At 71.1% G+C, this 20,665-nt stretch carries 21 protein-coding genes and 2 tRNA genes; 9 read left to right on the forward strand and 14 right to left on the reverse strand.

Annotated features, from left to right (window positions below; genetic code table 11):
* Positions 1-215 precede the first annotated feature (215 nt).
* Complete coding sequence (locus OCEPR_RS09505; protein WP_013458505.1) at positions 216-1,376, forward strand: metal-dependent hydrolase family protein; 1,161 nt, start codon at positions 216-218, stop codon at positions 1,374-1,376.
* Here the strand turns inward: OCEPR_RS09505 and OCEPR_RS09510 are convergent.
* From OCEPR_RS09510 to OCEPR_RS09520, 3 genes are all read right to left on the reverse strand, one after another.
* The gene (locus tag OCEPR_RS09510) at positions 1,373-2,605 is read right to left on the reverse strand and encodes a cation:proton antiporter (protein ID WP_013458506.1); all 1,233 of its coding nucleotides are present in this window, start codon (positions 2,603-2,605) and stop codon (positions 1,373-1,375) included. The genes OCEPR_RS09505 and OCEPR_RS09510 overlap by 4 nt on opposite strands.
* A gap of 145 nt (positions 2,606-2,750) precedes the next feature.
* Positions 2,751-2,826: transfer RNA gene (locus tag OCEPR_RS09515), tRNA-Phe, on the reverse strand.
* A gap of 5 nt (positions 2,827-2,831) precedes the next feature.
* Positions 2,832-2,908: transfer RNA gene (locus tag OCEPR_RS09520), tRNA-Asp, on the reverse strand.
* A 116-nt stretch (positions 2,909-3,024) separates the two neighbouring features.
* On the opposite strand from OCEPR_RS09520, the gene OCEPR_RS09525 reads away from it, so the two are divergent.
* Together OCEPR_RS09525 and OCEPR_RS09530 are read left to right on the forward strand one after the other, a co-directional pair.
* Positions 3,025-3,672 (forward strand): HAD family hydrolase, encoded by a 648-nt coding sequence (locus OCEPR_RS09525; protein ID WP_013458507.1) that lies wholly within the window; start codon positions 3,025-3,027, stop codon positions 3,670-3,672.
* Entirely contained in the window at positions 3,669-4,025 is a 357-nt protein-coding gene (locus tag OCEPR_RS09530; protein ID WP_013458508.1) for a carboxymuconolactone decarboxylase family protein, read from the forward strand. Before OCEPR_RS09525 ends, OCEPR_RS09530 begins: the two co-directional genes overlap by 4 nt.
* A 68-nt stretch (positions 4,026-4,093) precedes the next feature.
* On the opposite strand, the gene OCEPR_RS09535 is transcribed toward OCEPR_RS09530, so the two are convergent.
* The 4 genes from OCEPR_RS09535 to dnaK are packed head-to-tail and all read right to left on the reverse strand — an operon-like array spanning position 4,094 to position 7,761.
* Positions 4,094-4,342, reverse strand: coding sequence for a chaperone modulator CbpM (locus OCEPR_RS09535; RefSeq protein WP_013458509.1), 249 nt, complete (start codon positions 4,340-4,342; stop codon positions 4,094-4,096).
* Positions 4,339-5,208 carry a DnaJ C-terminal domain-containing protein gene (locus OCEPR_RS09540; RefSeq protein WP_013458510.1) on the reverse strand — a complete coding sequence of 290 codons (870 nt, stop codon included), beginning with the start codon at positions 5,206-5,208 and terminating at the stop codon, positions 4,339-4,341. The genes OCEPR_RS09535 and OCEPR_RS09540 overlap by 4 nt, the downstream gene beginning before the upstream one ends.
* Before the next feature lie 52 nt (positions 5,209-5,260).
* Entirely contained in the window at positions 5,261-5,836 is a 576-nt protein-coding gene (locus tag OCEPR_RS09545; protein ID WP_013458511.1) for a nucleotide exchange factor GrpE, read from the reverse strand.
* Positions 5,837-5,889: 53 nt separating this feature from the next.
* Positions 5,890-7,761, reverse strand: coding sequence for a molecular chaperone DnaK (gene dnaK / locus OCEPR_RS09550; protein ID WP_013458512.1), 1,872 nt, complete (start codon positions 7,759-7,761; stop codon positions 5,890-5,892).
* 148 nt (positions 7,762-7,909) lie between these two features.
* On the opposite strand from dnaK, the gene ftsH reads away from it, so the two are divergent.
* Together ftsH and OCEPR_RS09560 are read left to right on the forward strand one after the other, a co-directional pair.
* Entirely contained in the window at positions 7,910-9,802 is a 1,893-nt protein-coding gene (gene ftsH, locus OCEPR_RS09555; protein ID WP_013458513.1) for an ATP-dependent zinc metalloprotease FtsH, read from the forward strand.
* Between the two features lie 389 nt (positions 9,803-10,191).
* On the forward strand, positions 10,192-10,827 hold the full coding sequence (locus OCEPR_RS09560) for a DUF1648 domain-containing protein (RefSeq protein ID WP_041554189.1): 636 nt from the start codon (positions 10,192-10,194) through the stop codon (positions 10,825-10,827).
* Here the strand turns inward: OCEPR_RS09560 and OCEPR_RS09565 are convergent.
* From OCEPR_RS09565 to trxA, 7 genes are read right to left on the reverse strand one after another with little or no spacing between them, the layout of a single operon-like run.
* Positions 10,824-11,846, reverse strand: a complete 1,023-nt coding sequence (locus OCEPR_RS09565; protein ID WP_013458515.1) for an SIS domain-containing protein — start codon at positions 11,844-11,846, stop codon at positions 10,824-10,826. The genes OCEPR_RS09560 and OCEPR_RS09565 overlap by 4 nt on opposite strands.
* 4 nt (positions 11,847-11,850) lie before the next feature.
* A complete protein-coding gene (gene nagA, locus OCEPR_RS09570) occupies positions 11,851-12,945 on the reverse strand; it encodes an N-acetylglucosamine-6-phosphate deacetylase (protein WP_013458516.1) in 1,095 nt (364 codons plus the stop codon).
* Positions 12,942-13,598, reverse strand: a complete 657-nt coding sequence (locus tag OCEPR_RS09575; RefSeq protein ID WP_013458517.1) for an FAD-binding oxidoreductase — start codon at positions 13,596-13,598, stop codon at positions 12,942-12,944. The genes nagA and OCEPR_RS09575 overlap by 4 nt, the downstream gene beginning before the upstream one ends.
* 41 nt (positions 13,599-13,639) lie before the next feature.
* Positions 13,640-15,193 (reverse strand): carboxylesterase/lipase family protein, encoded by a 1,554-nt coding sequence (locus tag OCEPR_RS09580; protein ID WP_013458518.1) that lies wholly within the window; start codon positions 15,191-15,193, stop codon positions 13,640-13,642.
* Positions 15,190-16,290, reverse strand: a complete 1,101-nt coding sequence (locus OCEPR_RS09585) for a mechanosensitive ion channel family protein (protein ID WP_013458519.1) — start codon at positions 16,288-16,290, stop codon at positions 15,190-15,192. The genes OCEPR_RS09580 and OCEPR_RS09585 overlap by 4 nt, the downstream gene beginning before the upstream one ends.
* A gap of 4 nt (positions 16,291-16,294) precedes the next feature.
* Positions 16,295-17,272, reverse strand: a complete 978-nt coding sequence (plsX, locus tag OCEPR_RS09590; RefSeq protein ID WP_013458520.1) for a phosphate acyltransferase PlsX — start codon at positions 17,270-17,272, stop codon at positions 16,295-16,297.
* Between the two features lies 1 nt (position 17,273).
* Entirely contained in the window at positions 17,274-17,600 is a 327-nt protein-coding gene (gene trxA / locus OCEPR_RS09595; protein ID WP_013458521.1) for a thioredoxin, read from the reverse strand.
* A gap of 29 nt (positions 17,601-17,629) precedes the next feature.
* On the opposite strand from trxA, the gene OCEPR_RS12330 reads away from it, so the two are divergent.
* From OCEPR_RS12330 to OCEPR_RS09615, 4 genes are all read left to right on the forward strand, one after another.
* A complete protein-coding gene (locus tag OCEPR_RS12330; protein ID WP_013458522.1) occupies positions 17,630-17,989 on the forward strand; it encodes a DUF309 domain-containing protein in 360 nt (119 codons plus the stop codon).
* A 9-nt stretch (positions 17,990-17,998) separates the two neighbouring features.
* A complete protein-coding gene (locus tag OCEPR_RS09605; protein WP_013458523.1) occupies positions 17,999-18,316 on the forward strand; it encodes a hypothetical protein in 318 nt (105 codons plus the stop codon).
* A gap of 38 nt (positions 18,317-18,354) precedes the next feature.
* A complete protein-coding gene (locus tag OCEPR_RS09610; RefSeq protein ID WP_041554872.1) occupies positions 18,355-19,209 on the forward strand; it encodes an NAD(P)H-dependent flavin oxidoreductase in 855 nt (284 codons plus the stop codon).
* A 133-nt stretch (positions 19,210-19,342) separates the two neighbouring features.
* On the forward strand, positions 19,343-20,641 hold the full coding sequence (locus OCEPR_RS09615; protein ID WP_013458525.1) for a KamA family radical SAM protein: 1,299 nt from the start codon (positions 19,343-19,345) through the stop codon (positions 20,639-20,641).
* Positions 20,642-20,665: the final 24 nt, after the last annotated feature.

The following is a 20,665-nucleotide window of genomic DNA, read 5'->3' on the forward strand; positions in this document are numbered from 1 at the left end:
GTGGCCGTCATAGCCTTCGGTCCGGTTGCAGCGCCAAGGACGCCCTACTCCTGGGGAGGGCCGGGGAGGGGGTCGTGGGCGCCGATGGAGCCGAAGGTTCACCTTCAGCATCGTAAAAACCTAGATCCCACATCCCACACCCCACTTCCCACACCCCAATTGACCCGCGACCGCGCGCGGGCCTGCCGCCCGTCCTTACCCGCTACGATGGAGGCATGCAAACCTACAAGGGCACCTTTCTCGATCCTGTCGAGCTCGAACCCTTCGAGGGCTACCTGAGCGTGGAGGACGGCCGCATCGCCGGCCTGGACCGCCGCGCACCCGAACGCGCCGAGGTGACGCCGCTGCCGGGCGTGGTGGTGCCGGGGTTGATCGACGCCCACGTGCACCTGACGATGTCGGGCGGCCTCGACCCCACGGCCGACCTGGAAAAGAAGAGCGACGCCTTCCTGCTGGCGCGGGCGGCGGGGTACCTGCGGCGCTACCTGGCCGCGGGGGTGACCGCGGTACGCGACCTGGGCTCGCGTGAGGGCGGCGCGATCGGCCTCGCGCAGGCGGTGGCGGAAGGGCTTCTGGAAGGGCCGCGCATCGTCGCCGCGGGGCCCGTGATCACCCCCACGGGCGGCCACGGCTGGAAGTTCGGGCTCGAGGCCGACGGCCCCGAAGGCGTGCGGCGGGCCGCCCGAACGGTCTTCAAGCAGGGGGCCGGGGCGATCAAGTTCATGGCCACCGGTGGGGTGATGACCCCGGGGGTCAAGGCGGGGGCCGAGATGTTCGACGAGGAGGAGATGCGCGCCGGAGTGCGCGAGGCCGAGAAGCGCGGAGCGGTGAGCGCCGCCCACGCCCAGGGGCTCGCGGGCATCAAGAACGCCGTGCGCGCCGGGGTGCGCACCATCGAGCACGGCGCCTTCGACGCCTGGGACGAAGAGGTCTTCGAGCTGATGAAGCGCCAGGGCACCGTGCTGGTGCCCACCTTGGCCGCCCCCGACGGCATCCTCCAGGGCGAGGGCCGCGTCCCCGCCTTCATGGTGGAAAAGACCCGCCCCATTGCCGAGCGGCACCGCGCGAACACCTTCGAGGCGTACCGTGCGGGGGTGCCCGTCGCGGCCGGCACCGACGCCGGCACGCCCCTGAACGGCCACCCCAACCTGGCGCGCGAGCTCGAGCTGCTCGCCGAGGTGGGGGTCGAACTTCCCGACGTGCTGAAGGCCGCCACCGTCGTGGCCGCCCGGGCGCTGGGGCTCGAGGCCGAGCTCGGCCGCCTCGCCCCCGGGTACGCGGCCGACCTGGTGGCCCTGGGCGGCGACCCGCTCGAAAGCGCCGCGGCCTACGCGCGGCCGCTGGCCACCGTGGTTCGCGGCCGCCTCGCCTGCTAGCGGCTCGCGGCGAAGCGCGCCAGCCGGCCGATCGTCAGGCCCTGGACCAGCACGCTGAAGACGACGACGCCGTAGGTCATCGCCAGGATCACCTCGCGCTCGGGGCCCGGAGGCAGGCCCAGCGCCAGGGCCACCGAGATGCCGCCGCGCAGGCCGCCCCAGGTCATCAACCGCACCGTGTAGCCGGCGAAGGGACGCACCAGCCGCAGCGCCCCGATGGGCAGGCCCACGCTCAGGAAACGCGCGCCCAGCACCAGCGGAACGCTGAGCGCCGCGAGCTCGAGGTACCCCGGGGTGTAGCGCACGAGCAGCACCTCCAGGCCGATCAGCACGAAGAGCAGCGCGTTGAGAATCTCGTCGGTCATCTCCCAGAAGGTGTCGAGGTGTTCGCGGGTGCGCTCGCTCATGGCCAGCGCGCGGCCGTGGTTGCCGATCAGCAGGCCCGCCACCACCATGGCCAGCGGCCCCGAGGTGTGCAGGTTCGCCGCCAGCGCGTAGCCGCCGCTGACCAGCGCCAGGGTGATCAGCACCTCGACCGAGTAGTCGTCGGTGCGCCGCAGCATGTAGAAGGCCAAAAGCCCCAGCACCAGGCCGAGGGCCAGCCCGCCCAGCGCCTCCTGGGCGAAGAATCCGGCCACCGCCGCCGCGCTCGCCCCGGCGTGGCCGTGGGCGGTGGCCAGGCTGAGGATGACCGCGAAGACGACGACCCCCACGCCGTCGTTGAAGAGCGACTCGCCCGAGATCAGGGTCTCCAGGTCCTTGGGAACGCCGGCCTTCTTGAGCAGGCCCAGCACCGCGATCGGGTCGGTGGGCGAGATCAGCGCCCCGAAGAGGAGGGCGTAGACGTAGGGCAGCTCGAGCCCCAGCCACGCAGCCAGGTAGTAAACTCCGGTGCCCACCACGAAGGTGCTCACCAGCACCCCCAGGGTGGCGAGCGTGAGGATCGAGACCCAGCGCCGCCGCAGGTCCTCCAGGTTGACGTGCAGCGCCCCGGCGAAGAGCAGGAAGGCCAGCATCCCCTGCATCAACACCTCTTCGAAGGGCACCGAGGCCACGAGCCCCTGCGCCCAGGCCTCCGCCGGCCCGCCGACGAGGAGCAGCCCCAGCGAGAGCAGCAGCCCCGCGAGCATCACCCCGATCGGCGTGGGCAGCTTCAGGTACTGGTAGTTCAGGTAGGCGAAGACCGCGGTGAGGGTGAAGAGCGCCCCCATGGCGTCGAAGAAGCCCATGGGGTTCAGTTTACCGGCCGCCTGCGCCCGCCGCCGCGACGGGCCTCGCACCGGCCGAACGTCGTTTGGATGCCGCTCGGACGCCAACGCAAAAGGGGGCCGAAACCGGCCCCCTTGGTCTGCGTCGTCCTGGAGGAAAAAAGTTTGGTGCCGAGGGGCGGAATTGAACCGCCGACACTGCGATTTTCAGTCGCATGCTCTACCAACTGAGCTACCTCGGCACCTCTGGCGGCCCCGACGGGACTCGAACCCGCGATCTCCCACGTGACAGGCGGGTGTGTTAACCGACTACACCACGGGGCCAGACGTGTTGTACTGCCGGCCGCGGCCGGAGCAGCGGAATTCATCATAAAGAAGCGCCTGGGCCATGTCAAGGCGGTTTTTCCGCGTGGGCACGCGCCATCTTGTACGATGGGCACGTGGCCGATACCGTCTTTTTCGACGTGGGGGGCACGCTCATCCTCGCCCACCCGCTCCACTGGCTCAAGCCCATCCTCGACCGCTGGGGGGTGGCCGCCGACTGGAGCCGCCTCGCCGAGGCCGCGCCGCCGGCGTTCGAGTTCTACAACGCCCACCACCTCCAGGCGCGCTCCTTCGAGGAGGCGCTGGAGCTCTGGCGCACCACCGACCGCACGATCCTGGAAGGCCTGGGCGTGGAGGACGCCGGGGAGGTGGCCGACCGGCTGGTGGCCGCCTGGGACGACCCGGCCATCTGGCCGCTGGCCCCGCACGCCCGCGAGGTGCTGGAGGCCCTGAAGGCGCGCGGCAAGAAGCTGGTCGTCGTCTCGAACTGGGACGGGCTCCTGCCCCGGGTGCTCGAGGTGGTGGGCCTCGCCCCCTACTTCGACGCCGTGGTGGTCTCGGCCCTGGTGGGGGCGGCCAAACCCGACGCCCGCATCTTCCACGAGGCGCTCGCGCGCGCCGGGGCCCGACCCGAACGAACGCTGCACGTGGGCGACAGCCCCGAGGCCGACGCCGGGGGCGCGGCGGCGGTGGGGATCGCCCCGCTGCTCGTCGACCCCACTAACCCCGAGCGCGACCTGCGCACGGTGCTGGAGGTGGCATGAGCGTTCGCAAGAAGATCTGGGGCGAGCACGCCGAAAAGATCGCCCGGCGGCTCGAGGCCATCGACCCCGACCTGGCGCGCTACATCCAGGACTTCGCCTACGAGGAGGTGATGGCGCGGCCGGGGCTGGACCTGAAGACCCGCGAGCTGCTGGCCGTCACCGCGCTCATCGCCCTGGGCAACCCGGACGAGTTGAAAACCCACCTGCGCGGCGCGCTCGCCAGCGGCGCGACCGAGCGCGAGGTGCGCGAGACGATCATCCACAGCGCGCTGTACCTGGGCTTCCCCCGGGCGCTGGGCGCGATGAAGGTCTTCAGCGAACTCCTGGCGCGCTCGGACGAGAGCGGGGCCTGACCCGCGCGGACCACGAACCCGGGAGGGCGCCGCGCGCCCTCCCGGACCGAAAGAAACGTGAAACGGCGTCAGGAACCGAACCGCTCGAGCACCTCGACGACCAGCGCCGCCCCGATGAGGTTGGCCCCCAGCTCGCGGCGGATGCGCTCGGCGCGGTAAAGCCGCTCGACCTGTTCGCGGGTGAAGTACCACTCGCCGGCGATCACCGCCGGCTCGACGAAACCGATCTCCACGTAGGCCTCGAGGGTGGAAAGCGCCAGCCCCTCGCGCGCGAGCAGCGCCGCCGGATAGCGTTCGTGCAGCACCAGCGTGGTCACGCGACCACCCCCCGTTTCTTGAGCAGCTCGGCGAGCTCACGGTAGAGGCGCTCCTCTTCGGGCGTGGGGTGCTCGGGGATCACCACGCGCACCTCGGCGTACTGGTCCCCCCGGCCGCCGCCCCGCTTGGGCCAGCCCTTGCCGCGCAAGCGCAGCTTGCGCCCCGCCTGGGTGCGCGGCGGGATGGTGAGCTCGACGAAGCCGTCGAGCGTGGGCACCTTGACCTTGCCCCCCACCACGGCGATCGGCGCGGGCACGTCGATGGTGGTGTAGACGTCGTCGCCCTCGAGCCGGAAGGTGGGGCTGGCCGCGAGGCGCACGGTCAGGTAGAGGTCGCCCGGAGGCTGGCCGGGGCCGCCCTTGCCGGGCAGGCGGATCCGCTGCCCCGGCCGCACGCCCGCCGGGATCGTCACGGTCAGGCGCTCGCCGTTCAGCTGGATCGTCTGCTCGCCCCCGTGGTAGGCCACCTCCAGGGGGATGGCGATCTCCGCCTCGTAGTCGCGCCCGCGCCGCGGACCCCGCGACGCGCGCCGGGTGCCGGCGCCGAAGAGGTCGCCCAACCCGCCGCCGAAGAGGGTCTGGAAGAAGTCGGAGAAGTCCTCCACATTGCCCTCGACGTGCCAGCCGCCGGGGGGCGGGGGCGGCGGGGCCTGGGTGGTGCCGTACTGGTCGTAGATCTTGCGCTTCTCGGGGTCCGAGAGCACCGCGTAGGCCTCGCCGATCTCCTTGAACTTCTCCTCGGCCCCCGGGTCCTTGTTGACGTCGGGGTGGTACTTGCGCGCCAGCTTGCGGTAGGCCCGCTTGATCTCCTCTTCGCTGGCCGTGCGCGGTACTCCGAGGATGGCGTAGTAGTCCTTGTATTCCATGGTTATCCGGGTGTGGGGTGTGGGAGGTGGGGCGTGGGAAAATACCTACCCCCTACTTCCCACCTCCCACCTCCTTCTTTTTCGTTACCGCCACCCGTGCCGGGCGGATGAGCTGCTCGCCGTAGCGGTAGCCCTTCTGGTAGACCTGGGCCACCTTCTCGTCCTCCTCGCCCTCGACGATGCCGACGGCCTCGTGGACGCTGGGGTTGAAGGGTTCGCCCTCGCCGGGCACCGGCTCCACGCCCAGGCCGCTGAGGATGCGCTGGAAGCCCTGGTGCACCGCGCGCACCCCCTCGGCAACGGCCTCGGGCTTGGCGCCGGCGTGCTCGAGCGCCCGCTCCAGGTCGTCGAGCACGGGCAGCAGGGCGCGGATGGCCTTGATCTCGCCGTCCTTGCGCGCCGCTTCCACCTCGGCCTGCATGCGCTTGCGGTAGTTGTCGAAGTCGGCCAGAAGCCGCATGTACTTGTCTTTCAAGATCTCGATCTCTTTCCGGGCCTTTGCGAGCTCGCCCTCGGCGCGCTCCAGTTCGGCGGCCACCTTCTCGGCCTCCAGGGCCACCTCGCGCTCTTCGGCCTCGACGCGCGCGTTCAGGTCGTTCTCGGGCTTCGGGGTCTGCTCCTTCGCCATGGTTCACCCCCAGGGCCGGCCGGGCGCGGAGACCCGCGCCCGGCCCCCGCGGATTACTCCGCGGGCTTGAAGTCGGCGTCGATTACGTCCTCGCCCTCGGGACCCTTGGCCTCGGCGCCCGCCTGCGCGGCGGTCGCACCCGCCGCCTGCTCGTAGGCCTGAACGGCCGCGAGCAGCTCCTCGGTGGCGGACTTGAGCTCCTCGTCGGGCGCGTCCTTCTCCACCAGCTCCTTGGCCTTGGCGATGGCGGCCTCGAGCCGGGTCTTGGGCTCGCCTTCGGCCTTCTTCTCCTCGAGCAGGCGCTCGGCCTGGATGCGGGCGGTGTCGAGGTTGTTCTTCAGCTCGATGTGCGCCTTGCGCCGCTTGTCCTCTTCGGCGTGGGCCTCGGCCTCCTTCACCATCCGCTCGATCTCCTCCTCGGAGAGCGTGGTGGTGTTCTCGATCTTGATCGAGGCCTCCTTGCCGGTCGTCTTCTCCTTCGCCGTCACGTGCAGGATGCCGTTGGCGTCGATGTCGAAGCAGACGTCGATCTGCGGCACGCCGGCGGGCATCGGCGGGATGCCTTCGAGCTTGAAGCGGCCCAGCGACTTGTTGTCCGCGGCCATCGGGCGCTCGCCCTGGAGCACGTGGATCTCCACCGCGGTCTGGTTGTGCTCGGCCGTGGTGAAGGTCTCGCACTTGCGGGTGGGGATCGTGGTGTTGCGCGGGATGAGCACCGTCATCACGCCGCCCTTGGTCTCCACGCCGAGGCTGAGCGGGGTGACGTCGAGGAGCACCACGTCCTCCACCTCACCGGTGAGCACGCCCGCCTGGATGGCCGCGCCCTGGGCCACCGCCTCGTCGGGGTTGACCTGCTGGTTGGGCTCCTTGCCCAGCATCTCCTTGACGATCCGCTGCACCGCGGGCACGCGGGTGGCGCCGCCCACGAGGATCACCTCGTCGAGCTGGTTCGCGCTCAGGCCGGCGTCTTTGAGGGCCTGCTCCACCGGCCCGCGTACGCGCTTCAGGAGGTCCTGAATGAGTTCCTCGAACTGCGCCCGGGTCAGCTTCTTCTCCAGGTGCAGCGGGGTCTTGGTGTTGGGGTCGATGGCGATGAAAGGCAGGCTGATCGTCGTCTCCGGGGTGCTGGAGAGTTCGATCTTGGCCTTCTCGGCCGCCTCGATCAGGCGCTGCAGCGCCTGGCGGTCGGCCTTGAGGTCGACGCCGTGCTCCTTCTTGAACTCCCCTGCGAGCCAGTCGACGATCTTGTGGTCCATGTCGGAGCCGCCCAGGTGGGTGTCGCCGGCGGTCGACTTGACCTCGAAGACGCCCTCGCCGACCTCGAGGATGGTCACGTCGAAGGTGCCGCCGCCGAGGTCGAAGACGAGCACCGTCTCGCTGCCCTTCTTGTCGAGGCCGTAGGCCAGCGCTGCGGCGGTGGGCTCGTTGATGATGCGCAGCACCTCGAGCCCGGCGATCTTACCGGCGTTGGCCGTGGCCTCGCGCTGGCTGTTGTTGAAGTAGGCGGGCACGGTGATGACCGCCTGCTTGACCTCCTGGCCCAGCTTCTTGCTGGCGTCGCTCACCAGCTTGCGCAGAATGAAGGCGCTGATCTCCTCGGGGGTGTAGAGCTTGTCGCCCACGCGGATGCGCACGCCCCCGTCCGGACCCTTCTCGACGCGGTAGGGCACGCGGCCCGCCTCCTCCTGCACCTCCTCCCAGCGGCGGCCGATGAAACGCTTCACCTCGAAGATCGTGCCCTCGGGGTTGAGCACGGCCTGGCGCTTGGCCAGGCGCCCTACGAGGGTCTCTCCCTCCTTGAAGGCCACCACGGAAGGGGTGATGCGCTCCCCTTCGGCATTTTCAAGGACGACGGGCTGCCCGCCCTCCATGGTTGCGATCACGCTGTTGGTCGTTCCCAGGTCGATTCCTACGGCTTTAGCCATAATTCACGCTCCTTTCTTAACTCCACATGAAGTATATCACTGCGGCATGTGGGTGTCAACAGACTTGAGTGTAATCATATCATATCCGAGCCGCCCCTTCTTTTTGGACTCCTCATGCCCGGAAGGTGTAGGCTTGAACCGAGCCAAGATGAAGACACCGCCACTCAACGTATGGATCGTCCTTCTGATCATCATCGGAGCGGTCTGGGCCATCAACATCGCCCTTACCAGCCCCGCCAGCCCCACGACCGACCTGAAGCTCTCCACCTTCATGAACGAGGTGCAGTCGGGCAAGGTGCGCGAGCTCGTCGTGGAGGGCAACCGCGTCCGCGGCGTGCTCGACGACGGCAGCCGTTTCACCACCTACCTGCCGGCACCCCCCAGCGCCGACACCGTGGAGGGCTGGATCGCCCGCGGCATCGAGGTGAGCGCCCAGCCCCCGCGCACCGCCAACCCCCTGGCCAGCATCCTCCTGCCCCTCTTCGTGGTGGGGCTCGTCTTCCTCGCCTTCTGGTACTTTTCCCGCGGCAGCCGCGGGGGTGACGGCTCGGGCACCTTCAACTTCACCAAGAGCCGGGCGCGGGTGCTGGCCGAGGCGCCCAAGACCACCTTCGAAGACGTGGCCGGCGCCGAGGAGGCCAAGGAAGAGCTCGAGGAGATCGTCGAGTTCCTCAAGTCGCCGGAGCGCTTCCACCGCATGGGCGCCCGCATCCCCCGGGGGGTGCTGCTCGTGGGGCCGCCGGGATCGGGCAAGACCCACATCGCCCGCGCGGTCGCCGGCGAGGCGCGCGTGCCCTTCATCACCGCCAGCGGCTCCGACTTCGTGGAGATGTTCGTGGGCGTGGGGGCGGCCCGCGTGCGCGACCTCTTCGAGACGGCCAAGAAGAACGCCCCTTGCATCATCTTCATCGACGAGATCGACGCCGTGGGGCGCAAGCGCGGCAGCGGCATGGGCGGCGGCAACGACGAACGCGAGCAGACCCTGAACCAGCTCCTCGTGGAGATGGACGGCTTCGACAAGGAAACCAGCGTGATCGTGATGGCGGCGACCAACCGGCCGGACGTGCTCGACCCCGCCTTGCTGCGCCCGGGCCGCTTCGACCGCCAGGTGGCCATCGACGCCCCCGACGTGCGGGGTCGCGAACAGATCCTGCGCATCCACGCGGTGGGCAAGCCCCTGGCCGAGGACGTGGACCTGGCCGTGGTGGCGCGGCGCACCCCCGGCTTCGTGGGCGCCGACCTGGAGAACCTGCTCAACGAGGCGGCGCTGCTCGCCGCGCGCGAGCGGCGGCGCAAGATCACGATGAAGGACCTGGAGGAGGCCGCGGACCGGGTGATGATGGGCCCCGCCAAGAAGAGCATGGTGCTCACCGAGGCGGACAAGCGCATCACCGCTTACCACGAGGCGGGGCACGCGCTCGCGGCCCACTTCCTGGAGCACGCCGACGGGGTGCACAAGATCACGATCATGCCGCGCGGGCGGGCGCTGGGCTTCATGATGCCCGACCGCGAGGACGTGCTGCACTGGACCCGGAAGCGCCTGCTCGACCAGATCGCGGTGGCGCTCGCGGGGCGGGCCGCCGAGGAGCTGGTCTTCGACGACGTGACCACCGGCGCCGAGAACGACTTCCGCCAGGCCACCGAGCTGGCGCGGCGGATGATCACCGAGTGGGGGATGCACCCCGAGTTCGGCCAGGTGGCCTACCAGGAGCGGCAGGACACCTACCTGGGCGGCTACGAGGTGCGCAACTACTCCGAGGAGACCGCGCGCCGCATCGACGAGGCGGTCAAGGCGCTGATCGACGAGCAGTACGAGCGCATCCTGCGGCTGCTGCGCGACCGGAGGGCCGAGCTCGAGCGCGTGGCGTCGGCGCTGCTCGAGGTGGAGACGCTGAACGCCGAGCAGTTCTTGCGCGTCCTCGCCGGCGAGCCGCTCGAGGAGGCGGGAGCCGAGAGCGAACCGGAAAAGGAAGGCGACGGCGAGACCCAGGTCATCCCCAAGGCCAAGATTCGCGGGGAGCCGGGGCTGGGCGGCGCCTGAACCCGCTTTCGTTCTAAACTAGGGGCGTGGCCGAAACCCTCTTCGGCGAAACCGCGCTCGGCCTCGTCGGCTGCCCCTCCCCGGGGCGGCGATGGACCGGCCGGCCTCGCCATGGCCGCCGCCCACCCGGCAGGCCTCGCGGTCGCGACGGCGCTAGGGCTGGATCGCGATCGTTTTTGGCGTCGCTCGAGGCCGTGGCCTTCGTTTTCTGAGGTGAACGGTATGGAGCCCTCCGCCCGGCAAACCCTCCTTCCCGCGCTCACGGTCGCGGGACCGACCTTTTTCTTCGCACCCCGCAAGCGCACTCGCTACGGTGGCGGTGGGCGGGCCCGCGCTCGACGGCTGGCTCTATGGATAGGGGCCGTATAAAACCTCGTACGAAGGCGGTTTTGATCTTGCTCGGCGCGGTCGCGCTGGTCTGGCTAGTGGCCGGAGCCGTCTACCTGGCCCTGCCCGACACCGTGCCCGCCCACCTGAACGCCGCGGGCCAGGTGGATCGCTGGGGGTCCAAACCGGAGGCGCTGGCCCTGCCCTTGATCTTCACCTTCGTGGTCCTCGCGACCCTGCCGATCCTGCTCGCCGCCCCCATCGAGTGGAGCGGGGCGACGGTCCGCGGCCTTGCCGTCTTCGCCGCGGTGGGGGCCCTGTTCGCCTTGCTGCAGCCGCTGGGCCTCTACCTGACCGGCGGCGACGGCCCCGCCTTCGCCCGCCTGCTCGACGGTGGCATCGGACTGCTCGTCGTGGCCATCGGGCTCGGCCTGCCCGCGCTGACCCGCACCGCCCCGCCGCAACCCATCTGTGGCCTTCCCAGCTCGGCGCCCGTGCCCGACCTGGAAACCCGGGTGAAGGGGGCGCGCATCAGCGGCCGCGCCATCGCCGTGCACGGCGGCGTCGTGGTTCTGCTCGCGCTGCTTGGCGCGCCGCCCGCCTGGATCACCGCCTACCTGGTGGGCGGCTTGGTCGTTCTGGGCGTTTTTCTCTGCGTCTACCTCAAACGTACCCTGGAGCCGCGCCCGCCTCGCTAGCGCGTGTGCGTGACCTTCTTCAGGTTGCGCGGGCGGTCGGGGTCGAAGCCGCGGGCGCGGGCCAGGGCGTCCGCGAAGGGGTAGAAGGCCTGGACCGCAAGCACGCTGTCAAGGACGGGGTGGAAACGGCCCGGCAGCGGCAGCGGCGCATCCGCCAGCGCCAGCGCCTCGGGCTCGCTCGCGGCCACGGCCAGCTCGGCCCCCTTGGCCTTCAACCCGCCCAGGAGCTCGAGCAGCTGCGGGTAGGGCCGGTCGTAGGGGGCGAGCGCCAGGATGGGGTAGCCGGGCCCCACGATGGCCACCGGCCCGTGCAGCAGCTCGGCGGCGGAGAAGGCCTCGGCGTGCAGCGCGCTCGTCTCCTTGAGCTTTAGGGCCACCTCCTGGCCGGCGGCGAAGGCGTAGCCCCGGCCGATCACGTAGGCGTCGGTCGCGGGGGCGAAGAGCTCGAGCCCCGTGCTCCAGTCGCTCCCGGCCGCCGCGGCCATGCGCTCGGGGAGCTGCGGCAGCGCCTCCTCCAGGTCGGCGGCCTCCTCGACCGCGCCCACCAGCTGCGCCAGCCCCGCAATCATGGTCAGGTAGCTCTTGGTCGCGGCCACGCTTTTCTCCTCGCCCGCGTGCAGCGGCAGCACCACCTCGGCCGCCCGCGCCAGCGGCGAGTCCTCGACGTTGACCAGGGCCACGGTCAGGGCGCCGGAGGCGCGGGCCGCCGCGAGCGAGGCCACCAGGTCCTCGCTCGCCCCCGACTGACTAAGGGCCACCGCCAGCGCCCCGCGCAGATTGGGCCGGGCGCCGTAGACCGTGACCACCGAGGGCGCGGCGCTCGCAGTGACCCAGCCCAAACGCACCTCGAAGAGGTACTTGCCGAAGAGCGCGGCGTGGTCGGAGCTGCCTCGCGCGATCGTCTGCACCAAGGCCGGCGGGCGCCGGCGCAGGAACCGCGCCAGCGAACGCACCTCGGCGGCGTTCTCGGCGAGCAGCCGCTCGACCGCCGCCGGGGCCTCGAGCGCCTCGGCGAACATGCGGCTAGGCGCGGACGAAGACGCGTCTTCCACCGACGTACACCTCCTCCACCTGCAGATCGCCGTCGAGCACCACCAGGTCGGCCTGCACCCCGGCCTGGATGCGCCCCAGGTCGGCCCAGCCCATGTAGCGCGCGGGCAGGCCGCTGAGGCGGCGCACCGCCTCGGCCAGGTCGAGCCCCCAATCCACCAGGTTGCGCAGCGCCCGGTCCATGGTCAGGGCGCTCCCCGCCAGGGTGCCGTCTTCCAGGAAGACCCCGTTTCCCCGCCGGTGCACCGTGTAGCGGCCCAACCGGTAGGGGCCTTCGGGCATGCCCGCGGCCGCGACCGCGTCGGTGACCACGTAGAGGTTGGGCACCGCCCGCATCGCCGCGCGCACCGCCACCGGGTCCACGTGCAGCCCGTCGGCGATGACCTCGGCCCAGGTGCCGCGGGCGAAGGCCGCGCCCACCACCCCGGGGTTGCGGTGGTGCAGGGGGCTCATGGCGTTGTAGAGGTGGGTGAACCCCTTGGCGCCGGCCTCGAGCGCGCGCAACGCCTCCTCCGCCGTGGCCGCGGTGTGGCCGATCTGGGGCCGCACCCCGTGGGCGCGCAGGAAACGAACGAAGTCGAGCGCCCCCGGCCGCTCCGGCGCCAGGGTGACCACTTGGAGGCTGGCGTGCGCCATCAACCGGCGCACCTCCTCGGGATCGGGGTCGCGGGCGTAGGGGGGCTGGGCTCCGAGCTTGTCGGGGCTGATGAAGGGCCCCTCGAGGTGCACCCCCATCACCCGCGCCTCATCCGGACCGGGGTTTTCCATGACGGCGTGGATGCCGTCCAGCGCCCGGGTCAGGTCTTCTTCGGGGGCGGTCACCGTGGCCAGCAGCATGCGGGTGGTGCCGTGAGCGGCGTGGAAGCGCGCCGCGGTGCGCGCCGCCGCCTCGCCGGCCATGGCGTCGCCGCCGGCGCCGCCGTGGACGTGCAGGTCGATGAAGCCCGGCACCACGTAGCGGGCCGGGGCACGGTCGGGAACGAAGCGCGCGACCTTGTCCTCCTCCAGCTCGAGCCGCCCCTCGACCCAGCCCGCGGGCAGGAGCACCCGGCCGCTGACCGCGCTCACGCCCCGCCTCCGTCGAGCGCCTGCGCCAGCTTCGCGAAGGCGGGCGGCAGCGGCGGGCGGCCGCCCCCGTCGGCCCAGGCGAAGCGATCGTCGCGCAGGGGACCGCCCTGGCCCACGCCCATGCCCTCGGGAAAGAGGGGGGTGTAGTCGATGCCCGGCTCCAGCTCGAGCTCGGCGGACCAGCCCGCGCGCTCCAGCTCGCGCGGGTGCCCCCAGTGGAAGGCCAGGCGGTCGCCCTCCGCCTCCCAGACGAAGCGCGGGCGTAGCTCTCCCGTGCGCTCGTAGCGCCACAAGGCCGCGGCGCGCGCGGGGCGCAGCCGCAGCACCACCTCGAGCGCCCGCCCCAGCACGCCGAAGCTGCCCACGAAGGGGCGCACCAGGTCGTAACCCTGAACGTTCTTGACCACCCGCCCCCCGGCGACGATCCGCTGCCCCGACGGGGTCTCGAAGGTCAGGCCCAGCACGTCCGCGGGAAAGAAGAAGGTCTGCGCGAAGCCGCCGCGCTCGACCAACCCGCCCACGCCGCCGGGAAGCTCGACGGGCGGAAAGGGCGGGAAGAGCCTTTCGGGCAGGGCCGCGTACACCTCGAGCAACGGGGTCTCGCCGCTGGCGACCAGGTACTGGTCCTCTTGGTTGAGCTCGAGCACCGGCATGTTCTCAGCTTACTCCAAGCCCGGAACCCTGTTTTGGTACGCTAACGGTTCGGTATTGGTTCGCCCGCGCCCCAGAGCGCGCAGCGCGCCGCCCAGTCGTCGGCACGCCAGCCCCAACGCGCGTCGAACCCAAGCAGCCAGCCGCTCCCCAGCCGCGGCGCCGGCGCCCAACCCGCCCGCGGCGCCTCGCCCCACGCGAACGCCGTCCAGGCCTGCTGAACCGCCCGGACGAGCCCGCCGCTTTGCTCCTGGACGTCCGTGGACGCGAAGAAGGCCCAGAACGGCCAGACGCCGCGGGTGCCGAAGACGAAGGGCAGCTCCATCCCGTGCATGCTGCCCAGCTCGGGCCACAGCGGGCTCGCGTACGCGAACCGGTAGCCAAACACCGGGGCGTGGCGGGCGGCGAGCCGCCCCGCGCGGTAGGTGGGGCAGATCAGGATCCGCTCGCCCATGTAGGCGTAGTAGGCGTCGAGCGCGCGGTCGAAGCGCGCGCGGTAGTGCCGGATCACCGCGTCGGCGCGGCCCCCTTCCTTTTCGCGGACGAGGGCTTCCACCCCCGCCCAGGTCGACTTGGCGGGGTCTTCGGGCGCGGTCACGTCGAGCCGGTACTCGTCCTCGGTCGCGCCCACGAAGAGCGGCACCGCCGCGGCACGCCCCGCGGCCAGGGCCCGCTCCGGAGGCTCTTCGAGCACGTAGCCATCGAGTACGGGCTTGAAGGGTACCTTCTCGAAGTCGGTCTCCGAGGGCACCAGGGCCACCAACCGCTCGGCCGGCAGGGCGCGCCAGCAGGCCAGGTCGCCCGGGTCGCAGCCCACGGCGCGCGCGAAGTCGCGGGCGTGGGCGTAGGCCTCCTGGGGGGTGTAGACGAAGTTGCAGCCGCCCGACTCGAGCACCGCCCGGTCGAAGGCCCCGCGCGCGAGGGGACTGGCCAGCAACGTACAGATCGACATCGCCCCCGCCGACTCACCGAAGGCGGTCACGTTCTGCGGGTCGCCCCCGAAGCCCGCGATCTGCCGCCGCACCCAGGCGAAGGCGGCGATCTGGTCGAGCAGGCCGTAGTTGCCGGTGCTGCCGTGGGGGTCCTCCGCGGCCAGGGACGGCAGCGCCAGGAAGCCGAACGGGCCCAGCCGGTAGTTGAAGGTCACCACGACGACGCCGCGCCGCGCCAGCCGCGCGCCGTCGTAGATGGGCTCGGAACCGCTGCCGCCGGTGTAGCTGCCGCCGTGCACGAAGACCATCACCGGCCAGCCCCCCGGGGGCGGGTCCTCCGCGGGAACCCAGACGTTGAGGTTCAGGCAGTCCTCGTCCGCCGGCGGCAGGTAGCGGCCGGCGAGCCGGCCGAGCCGGACGGTGATCGACCCCTTCTGGGGGCAGATCGGACCCGGCCGCTCCGCGCGCAGCACCCCGCTCCAGGCGTCCACCCGCTCCGGAGCCCGCCAGCGTTCGGCGCGGGCGTAGGGGATGCCCTTGAAGACGAGGACGTCCGCCTCCGCATAGCCCTGCACCCAGCCGCCCGGCAGCCGCACCCGCACGGCCCCGCCTCCCGCCTGCGCCAGGCCGGCGAGCAGGAGCAGCGCGAGCAGGACCCGCTTCACGCCTGCGGTTCCTGGTCCTGGCGCAGCCAGACGGTGCGCTGCGGGAAGGGGATCTCGATGCCCTCGGCGTCGAGGCGGTTCTTGATGCGCCGTTTGAACTCGCGCCCCACGCCCCACTGCTGCTTGGCCTGCACCGTGAACATCACCCGGATCACCACGGCGCTGTCGCCCAGCTCGTTGACCCCCAGCACCTGGGGCCGTTCGTCGGTGAACTTCTCGCGCCACTCCGGGTCGTCGTAGAACTTCTGCGCCTCGTCCTCGATCACCGCGATCGCCCGGTCCACGTCGGCGCCGTAGGCGACCCCTACGTCGACAACCGCGCGTGCCCAGACGTGGCTGAGCACGGTGACCGTGCTGATCTGCCCGTGGGGCACGAAGTGGAGCTTGCCCTCCAGGTCGCGCAGCACGCTGAGGCGCAGGTTCATGCGTTCGACCCCGCCGGCGATGTCGCCGACCTTGATCACGTCGCCCACGCCGTACTGGTCCTCGAGCAGGATGAAGAAGCCGTTGATCACGTCGCGCACCAGGTTCTGGGCGGCGAACGAGATGGCCAGACCGGCGATCCCCGCCCCGGCGATCAGCGCCCCGATGTTGAGCCCCATGTTGGCGAGGGCGAGCAGCACCCCGACGCTGATGACCCCGCCCTTGAGGGTGGACTCGATCACCGCCATCAGCGTCTGAATGCGCACCTGCTCGCGCTCGAACTCGGGTTTCTGGGGGATCTTGATGCGGCGCACCAGCACCTCGACGAGGCGGTAGGCGAAGTAGGTGGCCGCCAGGATGAGCAGCACCGCGAGCCCCCGAGAGCCCATCCAGCGCGCCAGCAGCAGGCCCCAGGTGTAGAGCGGCTCGACCTTGATCTCGAAGAGGAAGTGCCCGAAGGAGACGAGCGCGAAGAGCACGACGGCCCACCACACCCAGCCCACGACCCGCCAGAAGGCGTCGTCGCGGCGGTCGGGGGTCAGCCGGGCCACCCAGTGGGCCAGCCGCGAACCGGCGCGGCCCACGGTGTAGGCGACGCCGAGGGCGAAAAAAGCCAGCAGGAACTTGATCCACTGCTGGGTCCCCTGCAGCTGCACCGGGTTGAAGGGTTCCATACGGCTATTCTACGGCGGCCAGGGCCTCGACCAGGCCCGAGCGCGCCATCTTGTGGGCGCGCGCCAGGGCGTTCCTGACGGCACGCCGGTCCGAGGCGCCGTGGCCGATGAAGGCGGGGCCGCGCACCCCCAGAAGCGGCATCGCCCCGTACTCGGCGGGGTCCATGCGGGCGGCCAGCCTCCGCAGGGCGTCCTTCGCCAGCAGCGCCCCCAGCTTGGCCTTGAAGCTGCTCGCAAGCGCCTCCTTGATCCAGCCGAAGAGGATCTTAGCCTCGCCTTCGGCCAGCTTGAGCACGACGTTGCCGGTGAAACCGTCGGTCACGATCACGTCGGCGGCGTCGGCCAGGACGTCGCGTCCTTCGACGTTGCCCACGAAGTGGAGGCCCGCCTCCGCCAGCAGCGGGTGGGCCTCGAGGACGAGCTGGTTGCCCTTGGTGGGCTCCTCGCCGATCGAGAGCAGCCCCACCCGCGGCCGCGCCACCCCGCTCATGCGCTCGGCGTAGGCCGCGCCCATCCGCGCGAACTGCACCAGGTGAGCCGGACGCACGTCGGCGTTGGCCCCGGCGTCGATCAGGTGCACCCGGCCCGAAGGGGCCTGGGAGGGGATCTCGGCGAGGATGGCCGGGCGCTCGATGCCGCGGACGCGGCCGAGGGTGAAGAGGGCCGAGGCCATGGTCGCCCCCGAGTGGCCCATGCTCACCGCCGCCTCGGCCTCGCCCTCCTTGACCAGGCGCATGGCCACGTTGATCGAGGCCTGGCGCCGCCGGCGCACCTCGGTGGCGTGGGCGTGCATGTCGATGACCTCGGGGGCGTGCACGATCGGCAGCTCGCCGCCCTGGGCGGCCAGCTCCTCACGCAAGCGCGCCTCGTCGCCCACCAGGACCACGGGCACGCCTGCGGCCGCGGCCGCCAGCGCCCCCGCCACCGTCTCCCGGGGCGCGTGGTCCCCGCCCATGGCGTCGAGGGCGACGGGCGCGTTCATCTCAGGCTTTGGGCAGGTGCTTTTCGATGCGGGCCACGAAGTTGCGCTTGGGCTGCGCACCGATGATGACCTCGACCGGCTCGCCGTTCTTGAAGAGGATGACGGTGGGGATGCTCATCACCCGAAACCGCATCGCGGTCTTGGGGTTCTCGTCGACGTCGAGTTTGAGCACCTTGAGCTTGCCTTCGTACTCGGCGGCCAGCTCCTCGAGGATCGGTGCGATCATCCGGCACGGTCCGCACCACTCGGCCCAAAAGTCGACGAGGGCGAGGCCGTCTTTGATTTCCTGGTCGAAGGTACTGTCGGACACCACGATCGGTTTCGCCATACGCCCCTTACTGTAGCATCGAGGCAACGATGCGCCAACCGAACCGCGAAGCCCTCGAGCAAGCCGGCCGCCTTTGGCGGGAGGGGGCCTATTGGGAGGTGCACGAGGTGCTCGAGCCCGCCTGGCTCGCGGCCCGGGGGCCGGAACGCGACTTCCTGCACGCCCTGATCCTGGCGGCCGCGGCGATGGAGGCGCGGCGGCGCGGCCACGAACGCGGGGCCCGTAGCAACCTGGCCAAGGCGGTGCGCCGGTGGCGCGCGCTGACGCCCCCCGACGCCCGGCTCGGGGCCTTCCTTGAGGGCGTGGGCCGGGCGCTGGAAGGCGCGCCCCCGCCGCCCTGGCCCCTGGACGAAGAGGCGGACCCGGCCCTCGCGGAGGGTCCGGTATAATCGCGGAGCATGAGCGACCTTAGCCGCCTCAGCCAGCTCGCCGAAGACTACCTGCGGGAACACCGCTTCCAGCGGGGCGATCTGGTCACCTGGAAGCCGGGGCTGCGCAACCGCAAGATGCCCGACTACGGCGAGCCCATGGTCGTGGTCGAGGTGCTCGACGAGCCGGTCTACGACCAGACCGCCGACTCGGGTTCGCCCTACTTCCGCGAGCCGCTGACCGTGCGCTGCCTGCTCGTGGACGAGGACGGCGACGCGCTCGTCTTCTACTACGACGCCCGCCGGCTCATGCCCTACGGCGACTGGCGCAGCAGCGTCGCCAATTGAAGCCTCCTTTGACCGGGTACAATTCAGGCATGGACGCGATCGAAACCCGGGTCACCCGCATGCTGGGGATCCGCTACCCCATCGTGGTGGCGCCGATGTTCCTGGTCTCGAACCGGCCGCTGCTCGAGGCCGTGGCCCGCGCGGGCGCGATCGGGCTCGTGCCCACCCTCAACTTCCGCACCCACGCCGACTACCGCGCCTTCCTGGAGGCCTGGCCCGAGGGGCTCGCCTTCGGGGTGAACCTGATCCTGAAGGACAACCCCCGGCTGGCCGAGGACCTGGCGGCCACGGTGGAGCACCGGGTGCCCCTCGTGGTCACCAGCCTGGGCGACCCCACGCCGGTGATCGAGGCGGTGCACGGCTACGGCGGAAAGGTGTGGTGCGACGTGGTGGGGCTGCGCCACGCCAAAAAGGCCGCCGCGGCCGGGGCCGACGCGCTGGTGGCGGTGGCCGCGGGGGCGGGCGGCCACGCCGGCACGATCAGCCCCTTCGTGCTCGCGCCCTGGCTGCGCGAGGAAACGGGGTTGCCGGTCCTCGTGGCCGGAGGGCTTTCCACCGGAGCCCAGCTGCTCGCGGCGCTGGCCCTGGGCGACGGCGGCTACTTCGGCACCCGTTTCATCGCCACCCGGGAGGCGGGCGCGTCCGAGGCCTACAAACGGGCGCTCGTTCAGGCCCGGCCCGAGGACGTCGTCTACACCCCGGAGGTGACCGGGGTGCCCGCGAACTTCCTGAAGGGCTCGCTCGAGCGCTTCCGCGCCGACGACTCCAAGGCCTGGAAGGACGTCTGGAGCGCGGGGCACGGGGTCGCGTTCATCCGCGACGTGCCCCCGGCCGCCGAGCTCGTCGAACGGCTGGTGCGGGAATTCCGCGAGGCCAAGGCGCGCCTGCCCTGAACGCCGTCCAGGACGCATATTTCATAAGAATTTCAGGTCACGTGGTATACTGATTCGGGAAGAAGCCAACCGGGCCCGCCCGCGCTTCGGCGCGCGCGCCCGTGTCGACCCAGACCACGAAAGGAGGTCGTACATGTACCCCACGCCCGTGGACGCGTACGGACGTTACGAACCGGTAACCCTGAAGAACATCCACCGCCACCCCGCCTACCGCCGGCTCCCGGAAAGCCTGCGTCGCGAGCTGGAGGTGGCGGCCCAGGTGCTGCCCTTCCGCACCAACCCCTACGTTCTCGACGAGCTGATCGACTGGGACCGGGCCCCCGAGGACCCGATCTTCCAGCTCGTCTTCCCCCAGCGGGGCATGCTCGATTCCGAGACCTACGCGCGCGTCGAGGCCGCCCTGACCTCGGGCGACCGGGAGGCGCTCGTCGAAGCCGTCTGGAACGCGCGCCGCGCCATGAACCCGCACCCCGCCGGGCAGCTCACCCACAACGTGCCCGAGCTGGACGGCCGGAAGCTGGACGGCCTGCAGCACAAGTACGCCGAGACCGTGCTCTTCTTCCCCGCCGGCGGCCAGACCTGCCACGCCTACTGCACCTACTGCTTCCGCTGGGCCCAGTTCGTGGGCGACCGCGAACTCAAGTTCGAATCGAGCCAAGTCGACGATCTGGTGCGCTACCTGCGCGCCCACCCCGAGGTGACCGACGTGCTCGTCACCGGCGGCGACCCGATGGTGATGAAGACCCGGCTGCTCGCGCGCTACCTGGAGCCGCTGCTCGAGGTGGAGACGCTGCGCACGATCCGCATCGGCAGCAAGTCGCTGGCCTACTGGCCGATGCGCTTCACCACCGACCCCGACGCCGCCGAGGTGCTGCGCCTCTTCGAGCGCGTGGCGGCCGCGGGCAAGCAGCTCGCCTTCATGGCCCACTTCAGCCACCCGCGCGAGCTCGAGACCGAGCAGGTGCAGGCCGCGATCCAGAACCTACTCGCCACCGGCGCGGTGGTGCGCACCCAGGCGCCGCTGATCCGCCACGTCAACGACGACGCCGACGTCTGGGCCGAGAAGTGGCGCCGTGAAGTGCGCCTGGGTCTGATTCCCTACTACATGTTCGTCGAGCGCGACACCGGCCCCAAGCGCTACTTCGAGGTGCCGCTGGCCGAGGCGCAGCGCATCTTCGCGGACGCCTACCGCCAGGTCTCGGGCCTCGCCCGCACCGTGCGCGGCCCCAGCATGTCGGCCTTCCCCGGCAAGGTGCGCGTCGTCGGCACCGCCGAGGTGGCCGGGGAGAAGGTCTTCGTCCTCGAGTTCCTGCAGGCGCGCGACCCCGCCTGGGTGGGCCGGCCCTTCTTCGCCAAGTTCTCGGAGGAGGCCACCTGGCTCGACGAGCTCGAGCCGGCCCTGGGCGAAAAACGCTTCTTCTTCGAGGGGTAGCCTAGGCGCCCCGCCGCGCCCGCC

The sequence above is a fragment of the Oceanithermus profundus DSM 14977 genome (assembly GCF_000183745.1).
In the GTDB taxonomy this organism is placed as follows: domain Bacteria; phylum Deinococcota; class Deinococci; order Deinococcales; family Marinithermaceae; genus Oceanithermus; species Oceanithermus profundus.

Excerpts from the sequence above, each read along its gene's own strand:
- OCEPR_RS09505 (WP_013458505.1), top strand. The coding sequence starts at position 216 with ATGCAAACCTACAAGGGCACCTTTCTCGATCCTGTCGAGCTCGAACCC.
- OCEPR_RS09510 (WP_013458506.1), bottom strand. The coding sequence starts at position 2,605 with ATGGGCTTCTTCGACGCCATGGGGGCGCTCTTCACCCTCACCGCGGTC.
- OCEPR_RS09530 (WP_013458508.1), top strand. The coding sequence starts at position 3,669 with ATGAGCGTTCGCAAGAAGATCTGGGGCGAGCACGCCGAAAAGATCGCC.
- OCEPR_RS09540 (WP_013458510.1), bottom strand. The coding sequence starts at position 5,208 with ATGGAATACAAGGACTACTACGCCATCCTCGGAGTACCGCGCACGGCC.
- OCEPR_RS09545 (WP_013458511.1), bottom strand. The coding sequence starts at position 5,836 with ATGGCGAAGGAGCAGACCCCGAAGCCCGAGAACGACCTGAACGCGCGC.
- dnaK (WP_013458512.1), bottom strand. The coding sequence starts at position 7,761 with ATGGCTAAAGCCGTAGGAATCGACCTGGGAACGACCAACAGCGTGATC.
- ftsH (WP_013458513.1), top strand. The coding sequence starts at position 7,910 with ATGAAGACACCGCCACTCAACGTATGGATCGTCCTTCTGATCATCATC.
- OCEPR_RS09565 (WP_013458515.1), bottom strand. The coding sequence starts at position 11,846 with ATGTTCGCCGAGGCGCTCGAGGCCCCGGCGGCGGTCGAGCGGCTGCTC.
- OCEPR_RS09575 (WP_013458517.1), bottom strand. The coding sequence starts at position 13,598 with ATGCCGGTGCTCGAGCTCAACCAAGAGGACCAGTACCTGGTCGCCAGC.
- OCEPR_RS09585 (WP_013458519.1), bottom strand. The coding sequence starts at position 16,290 with ATGGAACCCTTCAACCCGGTGCAGCTGCAGGGGACCCAGCAGTGGATC.
- plsX (WP_013458520.1), bottom strand. The coding sequence starts at position 17,272 with ATGAACGCGCCCGTCGCCCTCGACGCCATGGGCGGGGACCACGCGCCC.
- trxA (WP_013458521.1), bottom strand. The coding sequence starts at position 17,600 with ATGGCGAAACCGATCGTGGTGTCCGACAGTACCTTCGACCAGGAAATC.
- OCEPR_RS12330 (WP_013458522.1), top strand. The coding sequence starts at position 17,630 with ATGCGCCAACCGAACCGCGAAGCCCTCGAGCAAGCCGGCCGCCTTTGG.
- OCEPR_RS09605 (WP_013458523.1), top strand. The coding sequence starts at position 17,999 with ATGAGCGACCTTAGCCGCCTCAGCCAGCTCGCCGAAGACTACCTGCGG.
- OCEPR_RS09615 (WP_013458525.1), top strand. The coding sequence starts at position 19,343 with ATGTACCCCACGCCCGTGGACGCGTACGGACGTTACGAACCGGTAACC.